The organism is Citrobacter sp. Cpo012, from assembly GCF_030333015.1.
GTDB lineage: Bacteria > Pseudomonadota > Gammaproteobacteria > Enterobacterales > Enterobacteriaceae > Citrobacter > Citrobacter portucalensis.
Genome location: NZ_JAOWGR010000011.1, coordinates 63997 through 83550, shown reverse-complemented (window position 1 = coordinate 83550; position 19554 = coordinate 63997). Strand labels below are relative to the sequence as shown.

The window sequence follows — 19554 nt, the reverse complement described above, 5'->3', positions numbered from 1 at the left end:
AAGCTGTTCTATGGGTATGTAAGGAAGATAATGTTCTCTGAACGCTCAGTACACTTAATCACTTCCTGTACAAAGGGCAAGAATCATCAGGGCCACGTCTGGCCGACATTGAACATAGATCCAAAACAAACCCCGGACGACGCAGCATATGCCTGGAGTAACATTGTAGACGACGCCAGAAGTAATCAGGCGGTACCGGCATTGTCCTTGTATTCAGGTAATCACTGGTCTACGGCAAAGGAAATTTTAAACTCAACCAGAAATCTGGAGTTGTGGATAATCTCTGCCGGGATGGGGTTTTTAAATAGTCGAGATCGGGTGCCCTCTTACGAGGCGACATTTCATCAAGTACCATTCAGGCATGATCTCTGGTGGAAAGCCATCACAAAATCACTAGGAAAGCATAACCGTTGCGCAACTATAAGCCAGTTAATGCAGTCCAGTCCGAATGATGAATATTTGATTGCGGCTTCGCCTGTTTATATTGCTGCTGTCCAGAATGACATCCTGAAGGGCATTGAGAGTTTGACTCATCCTCTTACACAACTAACGATCGTGACATCAGGGGCATATGCTGGCCCACTTGAAGAATACTTAATTAAGAGTTCTTCAAGAATGATGAAAGACCTGGAGTGCAATATGGTGTGCCTGAATATAAAACTGGCTCAATACATACTTAAAAGTGGTAGTCGTTAGAACTAGCCTGTTAATGATACAATTCTCCTGTTATTTTATTTTTATAAAAGGTCCCAAATATGCTCAAAAACAGATTTTCTTTATTGTGTCTTGCTGTGGCATCGTCACTTACTCTTACTGCTTGCGATGTAGTTGATGCAGCCTATGACGAGACTTTAAATGATAATGCACCCGAAATTGTAATAGCTGGAGGATTCAAAATTGATATCCAAGGTAATGCAGTTCCGGTTGAGGGATATGATAATTGCTCTTTGAATACTCTTCAGGGAAGCGTTGATACGGATAAATCAAATTGTATTGTTCTGGATAGAACGCGTAAAAAAGTACCGGTTCTAGTTCATTTGTCATCCGGTCCCGTCAAAGAAGAATGGAAGATCGAGTACCAGGTTGAAAAAACCAAATCCGGCAAAAATTTCATCCAAACTCGTATGATTAGACCTGACGGTAACTTTGTAGTGCCTGCATCCTCAGAACGAGGGATCTTTAGTGGCAAGCATTACAGTCAAGCCAGCTAAGTCAAGTCTGTCCGTTCAAACAGAAAAAAGGTTTCTTAAAAATGACGTTATCCGCTGCGTTGCAAGGTACTTTTAAAGAGATGAGGAAAGACAATACAGTAGGCATCTCAGTTCAAACTTGTTCTGATATTTTTGATAGCAATGTTCCTCCGGCTTATGTTTTCTGGCTTTATCGTCTCAAAGCGGGAGAAACTTTACCGCGCGGAAGGTTTTTTAGAAAAAGAAAGCCAATCATCAATGTTATGGCAGTTGTACATGATACTGCATCCGAAAAATAAAGGCGCTATCAGGAAAGTTACTTTTATGAACGTAATTGCAGCTGGGATTTTTTGCTTTATTTTTTACCCTTCAGCTTTCGCTTATGCTTGTTATAAAAAGAGATGGCTAGAGTGGATTTTTCTTACTTTAATTATGATTTTTGCTTCTGCCATTTCGATTCAACAATACAATGATGCGAATTTTGTAAGTGAGTTAAATTACCCTATGTTTATCTCCGCCATATATGGACTGTCACTGGCATGGTTTCCTTTTCCGATTGCTTATGTTGTTCTGCGCTTCCTTCTTGATGATTTACAGCATGAATACCCTAAACAGTGAGCAGATTTTAAGACTCACGAACAACATCGAAAGCACGAATCAGTCTGCACAAGGAAGATAAGGAGTATTCTTAGCAAGATATCTTTGTACCTGAAGACATAAAGCTGGCATCTTTTTCCTTATAGAGTGTATTATGATTAAGTAAATCCTTATCAAAGAATTAGAAAGTGAGGTCGTATGTCTGAAGCACTCAAATCGTTAAACAATATTCGTACTCTTCGCGCCCAGGGCCGCGAGCTGCCTTTAGAAGTACTTGAGGAAATCCTCGAAAAGCTTAATGTCATTGTTGATGAGCGTCGTCAGGAAGAATCATCCAAAGCTGCCGAACTGCAAGCTCGTCAGGAGAAACTTGACGCCCTGCGTAAGTTAATGGAAGAAGATGGTATCAACCCGGAAGAGCTGCTTGGCTCATTCCAGGCCAAATCTACGGCTACCAAGAAAAGCCGTGAACCACGCCCGGCCAAATACTCATTTACTGATGAAAATGGCGAAACAAAAACGTGGACTGGACAGGGCCGTACCCCCAAAGCTCTGGCAGAACAAATTGCAGCCGGTAAAAGTCTTGATGATTTCCTGATCTAACTTTTGCCACCAGTTTTGATAGAGGCCACTTCGGTGGCCTTTTCTCATACGGAATCAATTTTCAGGTACAGAACATATGAAAAATTCAGAACCTAAGAGCTGTGATCCCTATGTGGACAGTTTGATTAGAAATGCAGATGCAAAGGAAGCCAGGTCATTTCTCAAAATATTGAAGCCCTTACCATTCCTTATCGTTATCATCGCTGTATTCTTTTTTTGGGTATCGTTTTCCCGTTTATTATCCCAGGTCGCGTAAAACCTTTTTAAAGACTCTTCTTTACCAGATATGCTCCCTCACCGGGATGGTTTCAACCTCTTCAGTTTCCCATATTGGCAAAATCGTCAGGAAATAAGACGATACCCTCCACGCTTTCCATTAAAGCGGGATGACGACGCCCAGTTCTTACGACCAGACTCCACGTTTTCGATTAGGATGCCTTTGGGCCCTTCTAACGAGGCCACCTCAACAACTCGCACTTTCCGGATCAGTCTTGGATCCACTTCTTCCCAGATCTGGCCAACTGTAATTTCTTTTTGGGTTTGCATTTAATCTCTCGCTATCATTTAGTGAACAAGACTAATCCTCGCCGTGGTTCAGCTTATGGCTTTATTTACGCTGACGATCCTTAGCCTTAAATTTTTGCCATCGTATCCGAAGGTTTTCGATGTTAACCGGAACTTGCATGCGTGTCGTCTCTATCTCATCGCCATGCCATTTCTGGAGATCATCATCCAACTCCCGGGCCTCCCGGCTGAAGTAAATTTTCATAGTGTCAGGGTTTATGGCGCAATGGTCATTGTCGAACAGTGTATGGATATCACGGCGAAGTAAAATTCCGTTCGTTACGTCGGGAATGCCTTCTTCATGACGGGGCGTTAAGTGCGCGGCTTCAGTACGCCAGGGGGACCTTACGCCGGTGACAACACATCGCCCGTAGCAATTCAACCTAACATCCCGGGCGAAAGGACCTTGGTCAGGGCTGGTGACAGAAGTACATTCCTGGCCCTCTTTGTAGATACGCTTCGGGAAGTCGATAGTGGTTTGAGCTGTTTGGGAAAGTGACACATACGTAACCCCTTTAAATCTCCTAATCCCCCCATTAAAAGTGGTAGGAATCGAGCTAGTTATGGCCACCAGTTTCACATCGCCCATTTCTACGATCTTTAGGCTCTTATTAGCGGCTACATGTAACTGGATGAATTTACCTACGAACACATCATGGTTCTCATCTTGTCTTTCAACACACAAAACGACATGGTCGAAGGTTCTCTTGTCAGAGATTACCCAGTTGCCGGTTTTCACACGGCCTGCTTCACTCACCCCTGCGGTAAGATCGGGTATAAGCGTCCCCTGCATGCCGTCAGTTCGAATTGAAAGAATTTCACCCGATAAACCCAGTTCTGCAAGCTCACTAATAAACGGTCTTTTCATCCGGCTTACTGGTTTTGGCTTCGTCATTTTCATCTTTGCTGTCGCACCTTAGTACCCCATTGCTCGTTCCTGGCGGGACAGCCGTTCATCAGCTGCCTGAAGACGCTCATCACGCCGCCGTGCTGCCAGAACCCGTCGTTCTGAAAAAGACATAGCCGCTACGTTTGGTACGCTGAGCTTACCGTCACCGGCACAAACGTCACAGCGAACATCGAATGCTCCGGCAAAATACTTTTCACGCATTTCTGGCTCCCACTCAGCCATTTCTGATTGGGTGAATCCATTTTCAAAGGCCGGGTTTTCCATGGTCCCGTGGCCTTCGCACTGGTGACAGATTATGTACTTAAATTTGCGCATATAAGCTCCTGTAGATGATGGATGAGCCACTCTCGCTCAGTGTTATGGCGAAACATTTTATCGCCGTTGCAAGACATTCATGCTTATTAGCAGTATTCTCGGAGGTTGTCCGCCTGATTTCAGGGTTAGCAATATTTAACATGGCCAGCTCTACCCTATCATTCATACCGATAAAAGTAGTTATGCCTGTAACTTCGCTCACCTTCCTTGACAACGTATGCAAAGTTTGAAAAATTAAACACCAACGAAAGGCTCATACCTTCGTTAGTGTGCGAAAGCCGCTCGCGAGCGACGGAATAGGTGAAAGCTTTAGTCAGGGTTAATTACCCTGTCTGCGGTGATGGGATGGCTCAGGCGTATATCATCACTCCTTCCAAAGTCCGTACACACTCTTACAGCCCTTGCAGAAATGCAGGGGCTGTTTCATATCAGACAAGCGCAATAAAATCTTCAAATGTTTTCCAGAATTTAAAGCCCTTAAGCTATATCTGTATCTCACGGTTCCCGCACGGAAAAGTAACTTTCCTGATCAGGAACCGCTTCGCCAGTCTTAACTTTCGAAACGGTTAAAGTTACACCAGGCTGTAAATGGTGAAACGGTTTTTGAAGCCCATGTAACACCGCTGTCAGAAAGATAACTAGCCCCAAGACGTCTAACCTCTTTTTGATGAAGAGCTAATTCTTTCGGATCGGCAATATCTTCCACCACACTCATCATGGCCCTCTGAACTCCGGGAGATGCCATTGAATAAGCTGTCGAGCTTACAACTGCGTTTTTCAGGATTGCCACTCTTTCTTTTTCTGGTCGTCCATTGTCAGACGTATTCGCATAAGTTGTACCGGCAATTAACAACGGAAGGCTGGCATTGGCACAGAAATGCATAACGCGTTTTTGCTGGAGCTGTAATTCAGTGGCTGCAAATGCTTTACCACATCCGAGGATTCCCAGAATCATAACTAACGCTGTTTTATTCATATAATTGAAACCGTCCTTTTTAGCTCTTTAACTGTTGCGTTTATCTCGGTGTGGATATTTATGAAGTGTATGATACCCACTTACCTGAGACTGCCAGTATACTGGCTCAGGTATTAAACCTAAGAGGTCTGGTGCACCGGTTTTAACCTTTTCATTTCGCTTTTATCTTGTGCCAGGCTCTTGAGTCAGAATTTAAAGGTTTGTGGCATGCAGGTTTTACTACCAGGTTTTGGCACAACCTGGCTGACACCCTTCATTGGTCCTGAGCAAGGCCCTGGTATTCTGCCCAGCGTACGGCCAACCGCTCTAAGTCCAGATCGTACACCAGCGGTGTGATTTTACGGCCTTCAAACAGCTCGCCCACCTCAATGCCTGGCTTAAAATGAACGGTCAGGGTGGCCGGATCTATGCCCATAAGATCGGCATCAAACAGCGCATGCATTGTTGGAGTCATCAGGATGCCATTAGACGGATTGTACCGGGTTCCATGTTCAATGTGTGCCGCATCCAGGACACCGCCATTAACCCAACCGGTTACCGCACAACGGCCCGCGAAATTCTCGATGAGCAGAGCTTTAAATTTACCCTGTGCCACGCCACTACGTTGCGTCACTACGCGCTCGCAGCGCTCACCCTGGATGTCTACGTCAGGTTTCCGCATTGGTTCGCTGGTGGCCGTCTCAGCTTGTTTTAGGGTGGAACGTGGATAGGCCAGGTTATATGCTGCGCCTGTGGTCATTTGCTCGATGACCGCAGGTGCATAACCTTCTGCTTCCAGCTTACGATATGCAGCCCGGTAGTCTCTTTGGGTTTTCAGCGGGTAAATCTTTCCGCCTTTACCATCGAAAGCGATAAACCAGAAATCGTCCTTGCCAGTTTCCAGATTTCTGCAACGTTTCAGATGCCATCCGCCTTCTCTCGCCCAGATGGTACGGTTATTTCTGGCATTCGTTTTGTCATAACCGTTCTCGTCAAGCCAGCTGTCAAAGCTGGTCAGCCCCAGATCCTGAACCTCCAGAGAAGGCACTCGAATGACTTGCAAGGTATGGCGGGGTCTTGGCTCTCTCATCTTGATCTCTTTCTAGCGCTGGTCTGGGAAATACGGATATTGCGGGCCATATTCATAGTCATGTTGGCCTGGCTCAACTTCCCAGAACGGACGGCCGCTAATTGTCTTTGGACCGCGCTCGTTTACGATGTCTTCTACATCCTGGATATTAAATGGCATCGTTGACAGTAACAGCTGATCTTCGGGTGTCAGCGTCACAGTTGTACCGTCAATACGGCTGTAAAGATCGGCAAACTGTTTACCTGCACCGTGTAACCGGTGCTCCGCTACGCTTCTGATTGCGTGTAAGTCCAGCTCCGCCGCTTCCATGCGATCCACGTACAGTTTCATTTCTTTACGTAATGCACCCAGTTCACGGACTTTAATAAATCCGTAGACGTATCCACCCAGGGCGATAACTGCAATGATTGCTAAAATTGCCATTTTTTTCTCTCACGTGATTGCGGCCGTCGCTTTAGTCTTAATGTGAAGTCTGGGAATTCGCTGGATGTTAAGTACGTTTTCATCCCCAGACCGACAGATGCTAAGGCGCGATCCCAACACTCCATTTGTAAGTATCAGGCCCATCTTCTCCGCTGGTGGCATCAGCTACAATCTGTGCATAACGTTCTCCAGCAAGTTCTCTTACCATCTGATCCACGACCCATTGCAGATGATGCATTTCATCGGTTCCACCGTAACGACAAGCCAACTCAATAGCCCGCTCAATTCTTTTTTGTTCTTCAGTCATACTGAATCCTCACGCTTAAATCAGCTATTCTGAAAACATGCACACTATAAATTGCGGCTGTTATTTCTCAGCCAGGCGCCTGCATTGCTGCCTCATTCCATCAAAAATACTTTCGGCAAGCTGCGGGGGGAACTGGTCCGGAAGAAGCCCGCTAACACGTTCAATGACTCCCGGGGTTCTGGCGATGATTTCCTCTATCATCGCCTCCGTCTGCTGTTTACTCAGGCCGGTTATCTCACCATGCCTGATCCAGTGGCGTCGTTGTATTCGATATATCTGGTAATAGTTGCTACTGCCACGTACGGCCATTGCCAGTTTGCACTTCTGCCAGGATATCTGATTGTTCCCATGACCGATCACCGGCCATGCCGACAACACATCATAGAGTGGTGTAAGGTGATAACGTCCCTGTGGCCCAATAGAAATACTGAAATTTTTAGCGTGGCCATCTGTTGCGGCCATCATCCAGAAAATTATCTGCGTCATAAAAAACTGCGCTTTGTCATGCTCTGCGCGGTCTGAATTACTCAGAACTTCCATAATTTCCGATATACCTGGCCCGCCGTCCGCCTGATATTTTCGTAATGGCGAAACGCCCAGGGCCTGACACATATCCTCCTGGGGTAAACGAATGATCCATTGTCCGTCTCCTGACCATTTTCGGTCAAAACGTTCTACCACCAGCGCTTTCTGATCTTCAAAGTGAGCAATCTGCGTTCTTGCCACGGGGAGCCCGTACTGTTCGAGAAGTACCGAGCAGAGCCATTCATTTTCAACCGACGAGCTCATGTCGGCTTTCATGTTCCCCACAAGTCCGAGTGGTAGCTTGAATATATGCGTCGTTGGTGTATTACCCTCCGGCATGCACCACCGATCTTCATGCCACAGTAGGGCTGTTTTCTCCTGAGCACCGGCAATAGATAAACGTAAGTCGTCATTATCTTCTGGCCTGCCCGGTAGCAATGTCTCCGTGGTATTACGCAAAGTTGCCGCAATTTCTGATTCAGTAAGAGGGTGACACTTCACGGAATATAAATCTGTGGGTTCGTCTCCGTCATGAAGCAGCTGTATCGCGCCCACGCAGTCTTTTCCCAGCTCCGTCAGCAGATCAAAAGGCTCCAGGCTATCGGCCTTGTAACGCATTGCCAGACGTCTGCGTATGCCTTCGCTGTCCGGGAGTAAATTATCAAAATAGTCACGTACCACATTTCCACGCCAGACCTGGTTCCCGGGAGTAAAAGGAAGGGACAATGACAGCGGCCTTCCCTGTTCGTCTGCACTCCAGTCAGGAAGGTATTGTAAGCTGTCTACCCCTTTACTTTTTTCCCAGTATCCGACTTTGATTCCGTTCATCCAGATTGCCAGACGCTGCTGTTTCCGGCTCATATCGTTACCATTTCTCCTGTCGTGCAGGTGAGTTTGATTTAAGCATTTCTTCCGTCTGCTTCCTCTCTGAAGAGGTGGTTGTCGAGGAGAAGCTGATTTTTACGCCCAGGATAGAAAACACCTTGAATAGCCGTTCAATGCTCGCACTGGCAGGGTTGGCTTCCAGACGTGAGTATGTCTGTTGAGTGACCCCTAACCTTTCGGACAGGTCTTTTTGCGTCAGGCCATTCGCCTTGCGAAAACCAATGAGCAAGGGACGCAACTGGTTGAGCGTGTTTAACGGGTAATCATTATTGATCATAAGCTGGCCTCGGCAGTTCCTCTGATACACCTTGCAGGCTGTTTTCTAAACATACACCCTAAAAGCTGTAATATCAAATTAACAGCCTAAAAGCTGTTAAGCAAGAGAAACAACCTTTAGGCTGTTACTAAGTGGCAGCATAAATCTTTATGACGTTTGATATGAGAGAACTATCAATAATAAGCCGTTACGCTCGTACAACATCCGGGAAGAGAGCTGACAGGTCAGGATCATCGGTAAACGAGAAGCGGAGTATCTTGTGGCCCTGTTGTGAGCTGTATAAATAACTATGACCTACTATCTGCCTCGGGGAGGAGGCAGATAGTATTAAAAGCAAAGGCAGACATTTTTAGCAGCTGGTGGGCTATGGGGTTCCAGAGGTGCTCCGGTGAATGTTACTTGACTGGCAAGTTTCCTGCTCTGATGGTCAATGCCTCGATGCTGTCTATATTATTCTGAAGCCGTTCCAGTTCTGCCTTTTCAATACCGGCCCAAAGCTTTAAGTGTCGCTGATAAAGGGACCACTTGAGTGAGTGAAAACCATTCCAGGCCAACCCCATCCAGGAGGCGTAATTCGCATTGAGAATATTGCCGGTGATATACATTTTACCTGCGTTAACAGCACTGGAAGTTCCATAACCCAGGGCAAGCATCATCCGGAAGCGTGGATTTAGCCGCAACGGCATGGTATCCAGTAAGGTCTCCCCAAAAGCTCCTTTTCCCAGCGATACCTGTTTCGCCACATAGAAAACCCGCATCAAAACTTCCATTATGGTCATCGGAATACTTGTCACGATAAACTGACGAAAGTCATACCCGTTGACATACATGTACTCTATTTGTTTGCCGAAGTTAGAACTCCCCACAGGGATCCCCTCAAGCATGCGAAGTAGCCCCATAAAAGGAGCCGGTAAACCCATGCCACGGTTTCCTCTTGCTGAGGGGGCATTAACATCCGATGCCAGGTGTCCAAACATTCTGGCGATGAGCCTGAAAATATTGGTTTCGTCAGTAACGCCTTTACTGGAAGGATAAACCACGATCTGTCCATTCTGAACCACCGTACAGGTCCCGTTCAGCATATCCTTTATGCCGATAATAATGCCCAGTATGGGATCGTGTGACAAAGCACGTAAGCGGTGATTTGTGGGAGACAAAACGCCACCGGCCGCGCCCACTAAATCGCTGGTGATCGAACTGTCCGGTGCCCCTATAGGGAACATTTCTGAGAGTTTTTTACTCAGGTCCTCCGGCAAAATGGTATTGAAGGCTTTCTGCACCTGTTTATTAAAAATACCATCCACTTCTGTCGTAAAGCTTACCGTAGGTTTTAGCGGGGCTCTGACGCACAGTAAATCCAGCATGGAGGCTATAAGCCCGCATCCACAGGCAATGGCATAGTCCCAGGGGTCAAGCGCGTAGCGATCATTAAACTCTTGAATATGATTCTGGATCCGGGCATCTACAATGGACAGGTCACCCGTGGAGAGGATAGTGGCCAATTCAATATCACCACTGACACGCTGGTTAGCCTCGCTAAAGATGGTTTTGAGGCCTGCTGATGGCATGGAAGCATCTGAGGGGGTCATTTCTCGAAGATGATGTTCTTTGAGCGCCTGATGCTCCGCTTCATCAGGTTCAGTGCCGTTCATCAGCCCGGACAACTGTGCCTTAAGGCTTTCTATATCACGGTTTATTGTCTCGTGTGCCTTCGAGATATCCTGGCCACGAAGCTGAATATAACGGATGGCCCTGAGCTCATCATCATAAGGAGACTGACTCATGTGTTTACCTCACCGCGACCAGACTACCTTTGGGAGCTTTTTTAGAGAGCATGTCGATTGTTGCCTTGATCCCAGCAATTTCTGCCTTAAAAAACTCCGCATTCGACATTAACCTTTCCTGAACTTCATAGAGCTTTTGAATGGCCTGACTGAGGGCGGCTGTCAGTTTCGCATTTTTTTGGTGTTTCACTATCGCGTACCCGCCAATCCCTAACACAGCTACAGGTGCGGCCAATACCGCAATGCCTGCAACCATACCACCACCGACGATAGACCCTGCTGTAGCGAGCCCGGAGGTAATGCCAGCTGCTGACACTCCCGTTGTACCAAGCGTATAGAGAGCACCGAAGGAAGCCGCAGCGCCGACGCCGGACCCCGCCAATGCTGCTGCGCCCTCAGTAATACCCGGGAACTTTTTTTCAAGCGCCTGAAGAGCGCTTGTAACTTCATCCATTGCATTCTTGCGAATTTTTTCGAGCTCTTCAGTTTCGGTAGTGTCCATTACAGGCCTCGTATTCATAACTTGCTGTGTGATAGGTGAAAAAGTGCACCATATAAATGATGCAGAAATCATGACTTACTATTGGGGTTCTTTCCAGTTCAAGGTGGTCAGATTCAAAGCGTTTTGCTGATAATAAATGCTGACACCATATTTATCGGCCTCGAAAAATTATCACGCCGGGCACCAGTCGAAAACTGGCCGTACTAGAAGCCGGACGACGATTGAACTGACAGGAAAGGAGGTTTAGAATTATTCATTGCCCCAATTAAACTACCGATTACATAATACTCACCTTCATCAAATATTATATAGGGTCCACCTGAACATCCTTCCTCGTTGTAATGCTTAATAGTAAAACGAGTTGTGCAATGCTGGTTAAAGTGTTTAGAGCAGTTGCCGCAAGTGACTTCTTGAATTTGCCCAAGAACTGATGAAAGTGCAGTCTGACCCAATGGATATCCCACTCCGAATGTAAGCATGTTGTCGACGGGGGGGCGACGCTTAAAATAATTGAATACAGGTTGTTGCATCTCAGGTGGTAAAACCATTTTAGCACTATCTACAAACGGCATATTGCCTTGAAAGTTGCTTTGGTCATTACAGTCCTTAAGAATGAATTCCACAGGTACGGGGATGGTGTTTACTGGTCCGAGATGATTGTGGAATATCACGTAAAGCTTATTGTTGTTGCTACTGGGGTATTTCTTGCCAAGTATATCCGTCACAACATGAGCTGCGGTGAGGAGATGTTTACACTTACCATCATAGAAGCCAAATGCCGTCGCTTCGAGGGATTTACTAAAGCCTGGAGTGTCACTCACATAGATTTTGCAGACGTAGTTTTCAAGCATTTTAACTTCTCCTTCAGAAGGCAGGTAACCACCAGGTCATACGACCGAAGATATGCCTGCTGAGCAAGTCAGGGCAAACAAATGCCTTGGGTGATTTCCCGCCAATTCGATTAGTCTGACCCTCTATGGTACTGCCGCTCCCCCGGACGGGTATGCACAACAGCGTAGGTCAATGACGCCCTCTATTTAGAGAGCAACAGACAAAATTATCGGCAATGTACATGAAATCATTAATCCATTTATCGGTGTACCAGGCTCAACGTATGATCTTCAACCAACCGGCGAGGGCAACGGAGTGCAAACAAAGTAGTAACCGTAAATCAGGCAGTCAGACATTCGTCAGGTCCATCGACTTACTCAGTAAAGGTCTATAAATTCAATTAGTTAAATCTATGAGGAGCTGTAAGTATACAACTTTAATGTCACGACACGAAAATAGCGATACAACTTTAATGTTAGCGATACAACTTTATTGTCTCATCGCTCGTCCATGCAATCAGATGCATACGATCATAAGTGACACAACTTAAATATGACGTGACATCCACTTGAGCAACCTTTGTCCTTTCAGATAGTTATCTCATTTGCATGTCCTCATCCCATAAAGGGGAGGGCCTACCCCTGGCATCGAGCAAACCTGACCACCCTGCCCTCATTTAGACCCCACATGCGGCAATGGTGCCCTGTCCACGCCGCCCGCGAACTTTGAGGAAATGGGGAGAAAATAAAAAGAAAACAAAAAGTTATCGGCTGAAGTACCGGCGCAGATCGGGAATCAGGCGAAGCCTGACAGCACGTTGGGGCCTGGCAGGGGGCTTGAGGGATGAGGACATGCAATTGTGGTAACCTTCCCGCCACGGGGTCGGTTAAATTCGTATCCTGCCGGTGCAATTCCAACGGCCGCGTTACCAGTTCGCCGGGTAGCATGGCCAGCAAAGCCAGGCATCGAGCACCCGGGTTTCACTGACGGCCGCTGCATAGACGCCGGTATCCGGGAAGAAATAAACCGGGGTGGCATTGTTCAGCTGGTCGCCTACATCGGCCAGAGCGCCGATCACCTCATGAGGCTTCAGCAGCATATCCGTTAAATATTCATCCGGGTGGATGGCATTCAGCGATATGGCCATCTCCAGAAATTCATCCAGGGTGTGGCGGGTACGATACCCCCGGAAAACCTCGTATGAAGGCGTGACGCATTCACCATCCAGGGAACAGGCATCGTACCCGGCCAGCTGCTCTTCGGTGAGTCCGGAGGCATGCTTTGCCACAAGATTCGTAAACTGCTCTTTATCGTCCATCACAATCCTTACGCTGTAGGGGCCTGTTTGTGTTATCACTGCTTCCGGTTTTTACTTCGCACAACCCGGCAGGAATCCGGTCGCCCGGGCGTCCTTTGCGGTCTTGTTCGCCCTTAGCCTGAATTACGTCAAATTCCTTTCACTACCCTACCGCAGGGTGACACCTCCCCTTTTCTCCGGAAGCGAAAGAGGAAGAACAGTTTAACAGCCCGGATCCTTAATAATTTTCGCGTAACGGACTAAATGACCGGTTTATGCAGCTTCTGATAACCACAGACCGCGATAGAATAAAACGTCTGGTGAAGAACCGGAGTGTTATGTAAGCGGGTTTTAACTGGGTATCTGTGTAGTCCTGTTTAGCCAGATATCCCGAATAAAAACCTCAACGATTAGGTAAAAGAAATGGATGGATTCTGGTCGATGTTCTGTTTGTTTGTCGTGGTAGTTTCACTGCATAAAGCCCTTTCTGTAGCAGCAGTACGAGCAGACGCAACGAAAATAAATACTCTTCTCAGAATGAGAAAGTTTAAAAAGTAGCTTTCAAGACATCTGAGTATTCTTTTAAATCCGCAGAGGAAGTTATATGTTTATTACAGATGGTATGGTTCGTGTTTTTGTTTATTCGATTGCAATTGTACTCTTTCTGCCGCTTGGCTTGTTGAAAAGCACGTGGTGGTTTTCACCATTGTTTGCGATAGCTGCTATTGATTACTTAATGTTTCTGCGTCGACAAGGCTAGTTGCTGAACCTCATACCTCAGAGCAATCTGTATGTTTTTTTCACCACTGGTTAAAAGGTCAGGCTACGTTCCTGACGTTTTTTAAAAAACAGTTTTATGTTTGATGCGTTACTGGTCTGTCTGGTAACCCAGTGGTACATTACCATTATTAAGGCTGGCTGGCGGTGGTGCATCATGCTTAAACGACCCTCTCTGAGCGTACTTTCCGACAGTCCTGTGCACCACTTACCCGGCAGGCCTATGTCCTGGTTATTCTTCGTTGTACCTTTTTCTTCAGCTTTATCCCTGAGATGTCTGTCTGAACAGTTCTAAGCAAACCGGAATGTTGTCATGGCCAAAGTACAAGGGCTCTTTGTTGGATACCGAAAATTCGCTGTTGATCGCGACTGGCTTCGTCAGCAGGAAGAACAACGTTATCGGGATCGCCAGCGACAATTTGATGAATGGTCCAGGAAATGGGTCACTGTAACCAGGCTCAAAGAGACTCGTTTATGGACTGACGGAGCCATCAGGCGATGGTTGGGTGAACCTCAGCAGCAGGGTAAATATAAAGCTTTCCCCGTTGAAGCGGTTTTGGCTGCTGAGAAGTTGAATGAGTTTCGGCTCTGGCTTAAACCCCGACTGGAAAAGAAACGTGCCCAGCACCACCACTTTTTAATTCCATTTCTGTAAAGTAGAAACAACGGCAGTTCCGGCCGCATTCAAGGCTTCGGCATCTGGTCAGAAATAAAGCGCCATTTTTCAGTATAAGGGAGGTTAGATAGTGGAAGGTATTGAGACACTGAGTTTGCAGCTTGATGAGAATGAAACTATGGCCCTTGCTCAATTAGTTAAACGTCTGAGCTGGAGCGATCTTCGTGGCTGTGCTGTGAGTGACGAAGAAGCCTGGGTAATGAAAAGCGCAATTGAAAAATTACAACAGGCGTTAAGGGAAGAAGGTTATGCGCCTCGATGAGGCTGGCTTCGTTCTTTATTCCGATAACAAATTTGCTTAAGGACTAACTTTGAGCCAGCACTGGTATGAGGTGAAAAGCAATCAGGGAATTGTTCAGGTGATTGTTGGGAGAAGATATTAATGTAATGCGTTTCTGCATTACATCAAGCAGATTAGCTTTTTCTGGTCAAAATAGACGATGTGATTTTTCTTTAGCCGAAGTCCATCCGCTCCCCACGCAACCGGTAAAGGTTCGCAGGTTTAATAAAGATAGGTTTCGTATCTCCCTAAGGGTGGGATGGGTAAACTCATAATGGCATCTGTGTTTACTATGTAAGTATTCGGGTAAAATTCATCTAATACAGTAAAGTTTAGTTTCTTACAAAAGCTTAATAAATATGGGTTTTTCACGTCTTCTATTACAACATCGCACCAGGGATTCGATTCACAGCAAAGCTTCAGAAAAGACTTAAACCATCCCTTGTTTTGTATTTCTTCCGGAAGCCGTACCACATGTATGGTCAGACAATCTCCATGATAACGATTAGTACTTTGTCTAAGCCCTACAACAATCCCCTTTTCTTGAATCTGTACACCTGCCTGATGCTCTTTCATGTCTGGCGTATAGTGCCTTGCTCTGTTTAACCAGGCCACCAGCTGCTGAGCCGTACTTGGTGATTCTTCAGCTATCCATTTCAGGTACTTGATGCGGTCCATATGCGCCTCCCTGTACGATTTCCAATGAACAAAGGCTCTACAGTATTAAGCTGCTGTAGAGCTCATTCAACCAAGCTCAAACTGTGCGTATTAAAGGATGCCTAACCTTTTTGTTTCATCGATCCACGGTCTGAATTCTTCCAGTAGATTATCATATAACTTTTCATCGCTAATCGAACCGAAATCATCCATGGCAAAGAAGTGGGTGTTATCAACCCGGCGGTCAGTAAAGTCATCCAGATTTTTGAGGATACCGTAGCTTGAACCACCCAGGCCGACAAACTTCCAGAAGATGGGGTAGTTGGCAGAACGCCGGATTGCATCTTTAATCGCCCGGGTCTTGCTGATCCCGCCATCGGTAATAAATACAACATACACCGGGATTTTCGAGTCCTTAAAGTAGTCGACTATTTCTTCCATCACAGGAGGCTCGTTGTTTGTCCCTCCGAGGCCCGGCAGGTTCTCCCAGGCTGAACGCTTTCCAGCCCCGCGAATGGACTGAATATATGTGTCCAGGTTGTCCAGTGTGACGTTTGGATACTTCTTATGCTTCTCTCCAAATCCCCAGACATCCATTTCACCGTCGTCGTCGAACTGGGCGGCAAGAACGGCGATGCGGTCCAGCACAGACTGAACGTTACCCTTACTGAACTGGCCACTCATTGAGCCGGATGCGTCAAGTACAAATGCAACCGCTGCCTCAAGGGTGTCCAGTTTATTTTTAGTAAGACTGACCGAGGCTTTTTTAGCGAGGCTTACAAGGCGCGGAGATCTGGTTTCCAGTTTCTTTTCCAGACTGATACGAGCAGGCTTTGCTGGCTGCGGAGCTGGCTGTGCGACATCAACGCCATAGCTAATGGCCAGAGGCTCAAGACCACCGTTGAAACCCTGCCCGAGCGCACGAAGCTTCCAGGCGCCATTGTGCCGATATACTTCACCCAGGATAATTGCTTTCTCACTGCGGCCCTGAGTCTCAGCCTGGAACTCAGCGATTCCTTGAGCCTGCATGCTCAACGAACTGAGCCCACTGATGGTATCTTCACCATCAATGACAACTGTGATTGCAATTTTACTGATGTTCGCAGGAACACGATCCAGTGCTATCTCAATGCTGGACTGCTGAGAACCGGTAACGAGCTTTACTGCCCCTTCAGGAGAAGACAGATTATTGTAAAAGATAAAGTCAGAATCGCCGCTGACCTTTCCCTGAGCATTAAGCAGGAACAGGCAGGTATCGGGTTCGCCTTTAAAGCCGGATTTGGTAGGGTACTGAAGATTCAGCCTGATCGCAGATTGCTGAAGTGGTATGTTTTGTCCGGATTGTAGATTCACATTAACTCTCCTGATTTTTGATTATTTTAAAGCGCAGCGTTTATATAGGTTCCCCTGGCTTAGTTCAGGACGCTGGATTTCTGGTGAGGCGTATATATGGTGTGACACCATATTTCATCACGTTGAAGTTTCTATACCTGTTGAATTGGAATTTCCATTGGTCGGGTATTTTATCTTCCAGAACCCGTGCCTTCATAAGTCGCAAACGTAACATATATCAGAGGGGCATGCTGTTGATATAAGGCACAGAATACAGGCTTTAACCAGCAACCAGAGAAAAATCCGTTTCCTGCCTTTAAAAGGCTCACGTCAGAATTAACATCTCTCTGCTTTCTGAGATTCCCGAACCCTTTCTGCCCCCCCCCCTCCTGATAGCGGATCGCAACCAAAAAAAACCCCGGCATTGCCGGGGTATGATTCAGCGTTATTTTAGATGTTAACGCCGTGCTGGGAGGCAAGAGCCGCCAGGCCACCGGCAAAGCCCTGACCGACAGCTTTAAACTTCCACTCAGCGCCATGACGATACAGTTCACCGAAGACCATTGCGGTTTCGGTTGAGGCGTCTTCAGACAGATCGAAACGGGCAATTTCCGTGCCGTTGTCGTTGTTGTAAACGCGCATGAAGCTGTTGCTCACCATGCCGAAGTTTTGTTTACGCGCTTCTGCATCATAGATGGTAACGGCAAACACCAGTTTTTTGATGTCTGCTGAGACTTTGGTCAGATCGATTTTGACCTGCTCATCGTCGCCGTCGCCTTCACCGGTACGGTTGTCGCCCTGGTGCTCTACTGCGCCATCAGGGCTGGTTTTATTATTGAAGAAAATGAAATGGGCATCTGACAGCACTTTACCGTCTTCACCTACTGCGAATACGGAAGCGTCCAGGTCAAAAGCCTGACCATCGGTTACACGGGCATCCCAGCCCAGGCCAACCATAGCGACATTCATGGTTGGTGCTTCTTTAGTCAGAGATACGTTGCCGCCTTTTACGAGAGAAACTGCCATTTTTTTAGCTCCTGCAAACAGTTGAATGAGGCTGAATTAACAGCCCCGGATATGAAAAGTTACTTTTCGATCAGGACGCGTTAATGCCGTACTGAGCACATACAGATGCCAGACCACCAGCATAACCCTGGCCTACTGCGCGGAATTTCCACTCACCATTGTGACGATACAGCTCGCCAAACAGCATGGCGGTTTCAGTGGACGCATCTTCGGTCAGATCGTAGCGAGCAACTTCAGTCTGGTTATCGTCATTAACCAGACGAATAAACGCACCGGATACCTGACCAAAGCTCTGGCGACGAGCCTGAGCATCGTGGATGGTCACAACGAAGATGATCTTGTCAACTTCAGACGGGACGGCGTCCAGTTTAATTTTCAGCGATTCATCATCACCATCGCCCTCACCGGTGCGGTTATCGCCGGTGTGCGTTACGGAACCGTCGGATGACGTCAGGTTGTTATAGAAGATGAAATCTGAATCGCCGCGCACTTTGCCGTTTGAGGCCAGCAGGAATGCTGAAGCATCCAGGTCAAAGTCCTGACCGTCTGTTGAACGCGCATCCCAGCCAAGGCCCACCAGGACGTTTTTCATTGACGGAGCTGCTTTACTCAGGGAGACGTTCCCGCCTTTGGAAAGAGAAACACTCATAAAATAACCTCTTCGATTAGTAATTGTTCAGGTTAACACTTAAGGGGATTAACTCCCCTTTTCCTCAGATTCAGGTTTGCCCGGGAACATGACGCTTGCGAGAATGCCCAGCGCCAGTACACCCAGTACAACATACAGGCTGGTTGTTGCCGCGATGCTGTAACCATGATGCCAGATGTGATCGGTCGCATTCAGGCCGAGTTTTGCCGCGATGAAGAACAGCAGCACGATTACGGCCTTCTCCAGATGAACCAGGTACTGTTTCAGTGCCTCAAGGACAAAGTACAGAGTACGCAGGCCCAGGATAGCAAACATCATGGCACTATAGACGATAAGCGGTTCACGACTGACGGCAATGATTGCCGGTACCGAGTCAAACGCGAACATTACGTCCGAGAGTTCAACCACAGCCACACACAGGAACAGCGGGGTCGCATACAGCGCCGCTTTTTTACCACGGCCAATGGTGACATCGCTGTTTTCTGGTTTCGCCAGTTCAGCATCCACTTCCTTCTGGTTAAGCAGGAAGGCATGCCCTCTGAGCTTCGGCCAGATAGGGAAGAAGCGTTTAACCATGCGGTAAGCCAGATGCTGGGAGTAATCCTCAATTTCATCATCGTCATCACCGCTTTTAAGCATCATGACCGCTGTCCAGGCAACGATAATAGCGAAGACAACTTCAACGTACGGCCCCAGACTCAGCAGGCTCGTACCGATGGCGACAAAGATGCCCCTGAAGACAATGGCACCAATGATCCCCCAGTAGAGAACACGGTGGCGATAACGATCCGGAACGGCGAACCAGGAGAAGATGGCCATCATGACGAACAGGTTATCGACCGACAGCACTTTCTCCAGCGCATAACCCGTGACAAACAGACTGGCAACCTCAGCACCGTGGTGGATATAGAGGAAACCGGCAAATGCCATCGCAACCACAACCCAGAATACGGACCAGAGCGCCGCACTCTTCAGCGAAATAGGCTTGTCATCACGGTGCATAAACAGGTCAATAAAGATGGCACCGACTGAAAGCGCAATAAAAACAATGACCGTTTCAGTCGGGAAGCCGATGTGTGTGGAAACCATATTTTACCCTTAG

Annotated in this window: 25 protein-coding genes; 8 read left to right on the top strand and 17 right to left on the bottom strand. The window is 47.1% G+C overall.

The window, feature by feature from the left end; translation table 11 throughout:
* Nucleotides 1-30 precede the first annotated feature (30 nt).
* The 5 genes from OGX90_RS00455 to OGX90_RS00435 all read left to right on the top strand — a co-directional run bounded on the left by OGX90_RS00455 (nucleotide 31) and on the right by OGX90_RS00435 (nucleotide 2390).
* Complete coding sequence (locus OGX90_RS00455; RefSeq protein WP_047744991.1) at nucleotides 31-696, top strand: hypothetical protein; 666 nt, start codon at nucleotides 31-33, stop codon at nucleotides 694-696.
* A 59-nt stretch (nucleotides 697-755) separates the two neighbouring features.
* A complete protein-coding gene (locus OGX90_RS00450; protein WP_047744992.1) occupies nucleotides 756-1211 on the top strand; it encodes a hypothetical protein in 456 nt (151 codons plus the stop codon).
* Nucleotides 1212-1252: 41 nt separating this feature from the next.
* A complete protein-coding gene (locus OGX90_RS00445; RefSeq protein ID WP_024143026.1) occupies nucleotides 1253-1489 on the top strand; it encodes a hypothetical protein in 237 nt (78 codons plus the stop codon).
* Between the two features lie 25 nt (nucleotides 1490-1514).
* Complete coding sequence (locus OGX90_RS00440; protein ID WP_072052371.1) at nucleotides 1515-1808, top strand: hypothetical protein; 294 nt, start codon at nucleotides 1515-1517, stop codon at nucleotides 1806-1808.
* A gap of 177 nt (nucleotides 1809-1985) precedes the next feature.
* Nucleotides 1986-2390, top strand: coding sequence for an H-NS family histone-like protein (locus tag OGX90_RS00435; RefSeq protein ID WP_001287391.1), 405 nt, complete (start codon nucleotides 1986-1988; stop codon nucleotides 2388-2390).
* 607 nt (nucleotides 2391-2997) lie between these two features.
* On the opposite strand, the gene OGX90_RS00430 is transcribed toward OGX90_RS00435, so the two are convergent.
* The 12 genes from OGX90_RS00430 to OGX90_RS00375 all read right to left on the bottom strand — a co-directional run bounded on the left by OGX90_RS00430 (nucleotide 2998) and on the right by OGX90_RS00375 (nucleotide 13076).
* Nucleotides 2998-3855 (bottom strand): HNH endonuclease signature motif containing protein, encoded by an 858-nt coding sequence (locus tag OGX90_RS00430; protein WP_047744993.1) that lies wholly within the window; start codon nucleotides 3853-3855, stop codon nucleotides 2998-3000.
* A gap of 15 nt (nucleotides 3856-3870) precedes the next feature.
* Nucleotides 3871-4179 (bottom strand): hypothetical protein, encoded by a 309-nt coding sequence (locus OGX90_RS00425; RefSeq protein ID WP_001224686.1) that lies wholly within the window; start codon nucleotides 4177-4179, stop codon nucleotides 3871-3873.
* 550 nt (nucleotides 4180-4729) lie between these two features.
* Entirely contained in the window at nucleotides 4730-5155 is a 426-nt protein-coding gene (locus OGX90_RS00420) for a hypothetical protein (RefSeq protein WP_001043851.1), read from the bottom strand.
* A gap of 253 nt (nucleotides 5156-5408) precedes the next feature.
* Nucleotides 5409-6224, bottom strand: coding sequence for an HNH endonuclease (locus OGX90_RS00415; protein WP_196357423.1), 816 nt, complete (start codon nucleotides 6222-6224; stop codon nucleotides 5409-5411).
* 12 nt (nucleotides 6225-6236) lie between these two features.
* On the bottom strand, nucleotides 6237-6647 hold the full coding sequence (locus OGX90_RS00410) for a hypothetical protein (protein ID WP_047744995.1): 411 nt from the start codon (nucleotides 6645-6647) through the stop codon (nucleotides 6237-6239).
* 100 nt (nucleotides 6648-6747) lie between these two features.
* Nucleotides 6748-6954, bottom strand: a complete 207-nt coding sequence (locus OGX90_RS00405; RefSeq protein ID WP_000134171.1) for a hypothetical protein — start codon at nucleotides 6952-6954, stop codon at nucleotides 6748-6750.
* 60 nt (nucleotides 6955-7014) lie between these two features.
* Complete coding sequence (locus OGX90_RS00400) at nucleotides 7015-8340, bottom strand: type II toxin-antitoxin system HipA family toxin (protein ID WP_047744996.1); 1326 nt, start codon at nucleotides 8338-8340, stop codon at nucleotides 7015-7017.
* A 4-nt stretch (nucleotides 8341-8344) separates the two neighbouring features.
* A complete protein-coding gene (locus tag OGX90_RS00395) occupies nucleotides 8345-8638 on the bottom strand; it encodes a helix-turn-helix transcriptional regulator (RefSeq protein ID WP_032636197.1) in 294 nt (97 codons plus the stop codon).
* A 398-nt stretch (nucleotides 8639-9036) separates the two neighbouring features.
* A complete protein-coding gene (locus OGX90_RS00390; protein ID WP_047744997.1) occupies nucleotides 9037-10425 on the bottom strand; it encodes a hypothetical protein in 1389 nt (462 codons plus the stop codon).
* 4 nt (nucleotides 10426-10429) lie between these two features.
* Nucleotides 10430-10927 (bottom strand): hypothetical protein, encoded by a 498-nt coding sequence (locus OGX90_RS00385; protein WP_047745035.1) that lies wholly within the window; start codon nucleotides 10925-10927, stop codon nucleotides 10430-10432.
* A gap of 203 nt (nucleotides 10928-11130) precedes the next feature.
* Complete coding sequence (locus tag OGX90_RS00380; RefSeq protein ID WP_047744998.1) at nucleotides 11131-11778, bottom strand: trypsin-like serine peptidase; 648 nt, start codon at nucleotides 11776-11778, stop codon at nucleotides 11131-11133.
* A gap of 905 nt (nucleotides 11779-12683) precedes the next feature.
* Nucleotides 12684-13076, bottom strand: coding sequence for a hypothetical protein (locus OGX90_RS00375; RefSeq protein WP_047744999.1), 393 nt, complete (start codon nucleotides 13074-13076; stop codon nucleotides 12684-12686).
* Nucleotides 13077-13659: 583 nt separating this feature from the next.
* Here OGX90_RS00375 and OGX90_RS00370 point away from each other — a divergent pair.
* The 3 genes from OGX90_RS00370 (at nucleotide 13660) to OGX90_RS00360 (ending at nucleotide 14770) form a co-directional block, all read left to right on the top strand.
* Nucleotides 13660-13815 carry a hypothetical protein gene (locus tag OGX90_RS00370; protein WP_167735332.1) on the top strand — a complete coding sequence of 52 codons (156 nt, stop codon included), beginning with the start codon at nucleotides 13660-13662 and terminating at the stop codon, nucleotides 13813-13815.
* Nucleotides 13816-14145: 330 nt separating this feature from the next.
* Nucleotides 14146-14487 carry a hypothetical protein gene (locus tag OGX90_RS00365; RefSeq protein ID WP_047745000.1) on the top strand — a complete coding sequence of 114 codons (342 nt, stop codon included), beginning with the start codon at nucleotides 14146-14148 and terminating at the stop codon, nucleotides 14485-14487.
* Between the two features lie 91 nt (nucleotides 14488-14578).
* Nucleotides 14579-14770, top strand: coding sequence for a DUF7706 family protein (locus tag OGX90_RS00360; RefSeq protein ID WP_000398479.1), 192 nt, complete (start codon nucleotides 14579-14581; stop codon nucleotides 14768-14770).
* A gap of 240 nt (nucleotides 14771-15010) precedes the next feature.
* Here OGX90_RS00360 and OGX90_RS00355 read toward each other — a convergent pair whose 3' ends face one another.
* The 5 genes from OGX90_RS00355 to terC all read right to left on the bottom strand — a co-directional run bounded on the left by OGX90_RS00355 (nucleotide 15011) and on the right by terC (nucleotide 19541).
* Entirely contained in the window at nucleotides 15011-15466 is a 456-nt protein-coding gene (locus OGX90_RS00355) for a hypothetical protein (RefSeq protein WP_000374058.1), read from the bottom strand.
* 90 nt (nucleotides 15467-15556) lie between these two features.
* Nucleotides 15557-16798: a vWA domain-containing protein gene (locus OGX90_RS00350; RefSeq protein WP_001053340.1), complete on the bottom strand. Its 1242-nt coding sequence runs from the start codon at nucleotides 16796-16798 to the stop codon at nucleotides 15557-15559.
* A gap of 429 nt (nucleotides 16799-17227) precedes the next feature.
* Nucleotides 17228-17803, bottom strand: coding sequence for a TerD family protein (locus OGX90_RS00345; RefSeq protein ID WP_047745001.1), 576 nt, complete (start codon nucleotides 17801-17803; stop codon nucleotides 17228-17230).
* Between the two features lie 70 nt (nucleotides 17804-17873).
* Nucleotides 17874-18452, bottom strand: a complete 579-nt coding sequence (gene terD / locus OGX90_RS00340) for a tellurium resistance membrane protein TerD (RefSeq protein ID WP_000116680.1) — start codon at nucleotides 18450-18452, stop codon at nucleotides 17874-17876.
* 48 nt (nucleotides 18453-18500) lie between these two features.
* Nucleotides 18501-19541, bottom strand: coding sequence for a tellurium resistance membrane protein TerC (terC, locus tag OGX90_RS00335; RefSeq protein ID WP_000255079.1), 1041 nt, complete (start codon nucleotides 19539-19541; stop codon nucleotides 18501-18503).
* Between the last annotated feature and the right edge of the window lie 13 nt (nucleotides 19542-19554).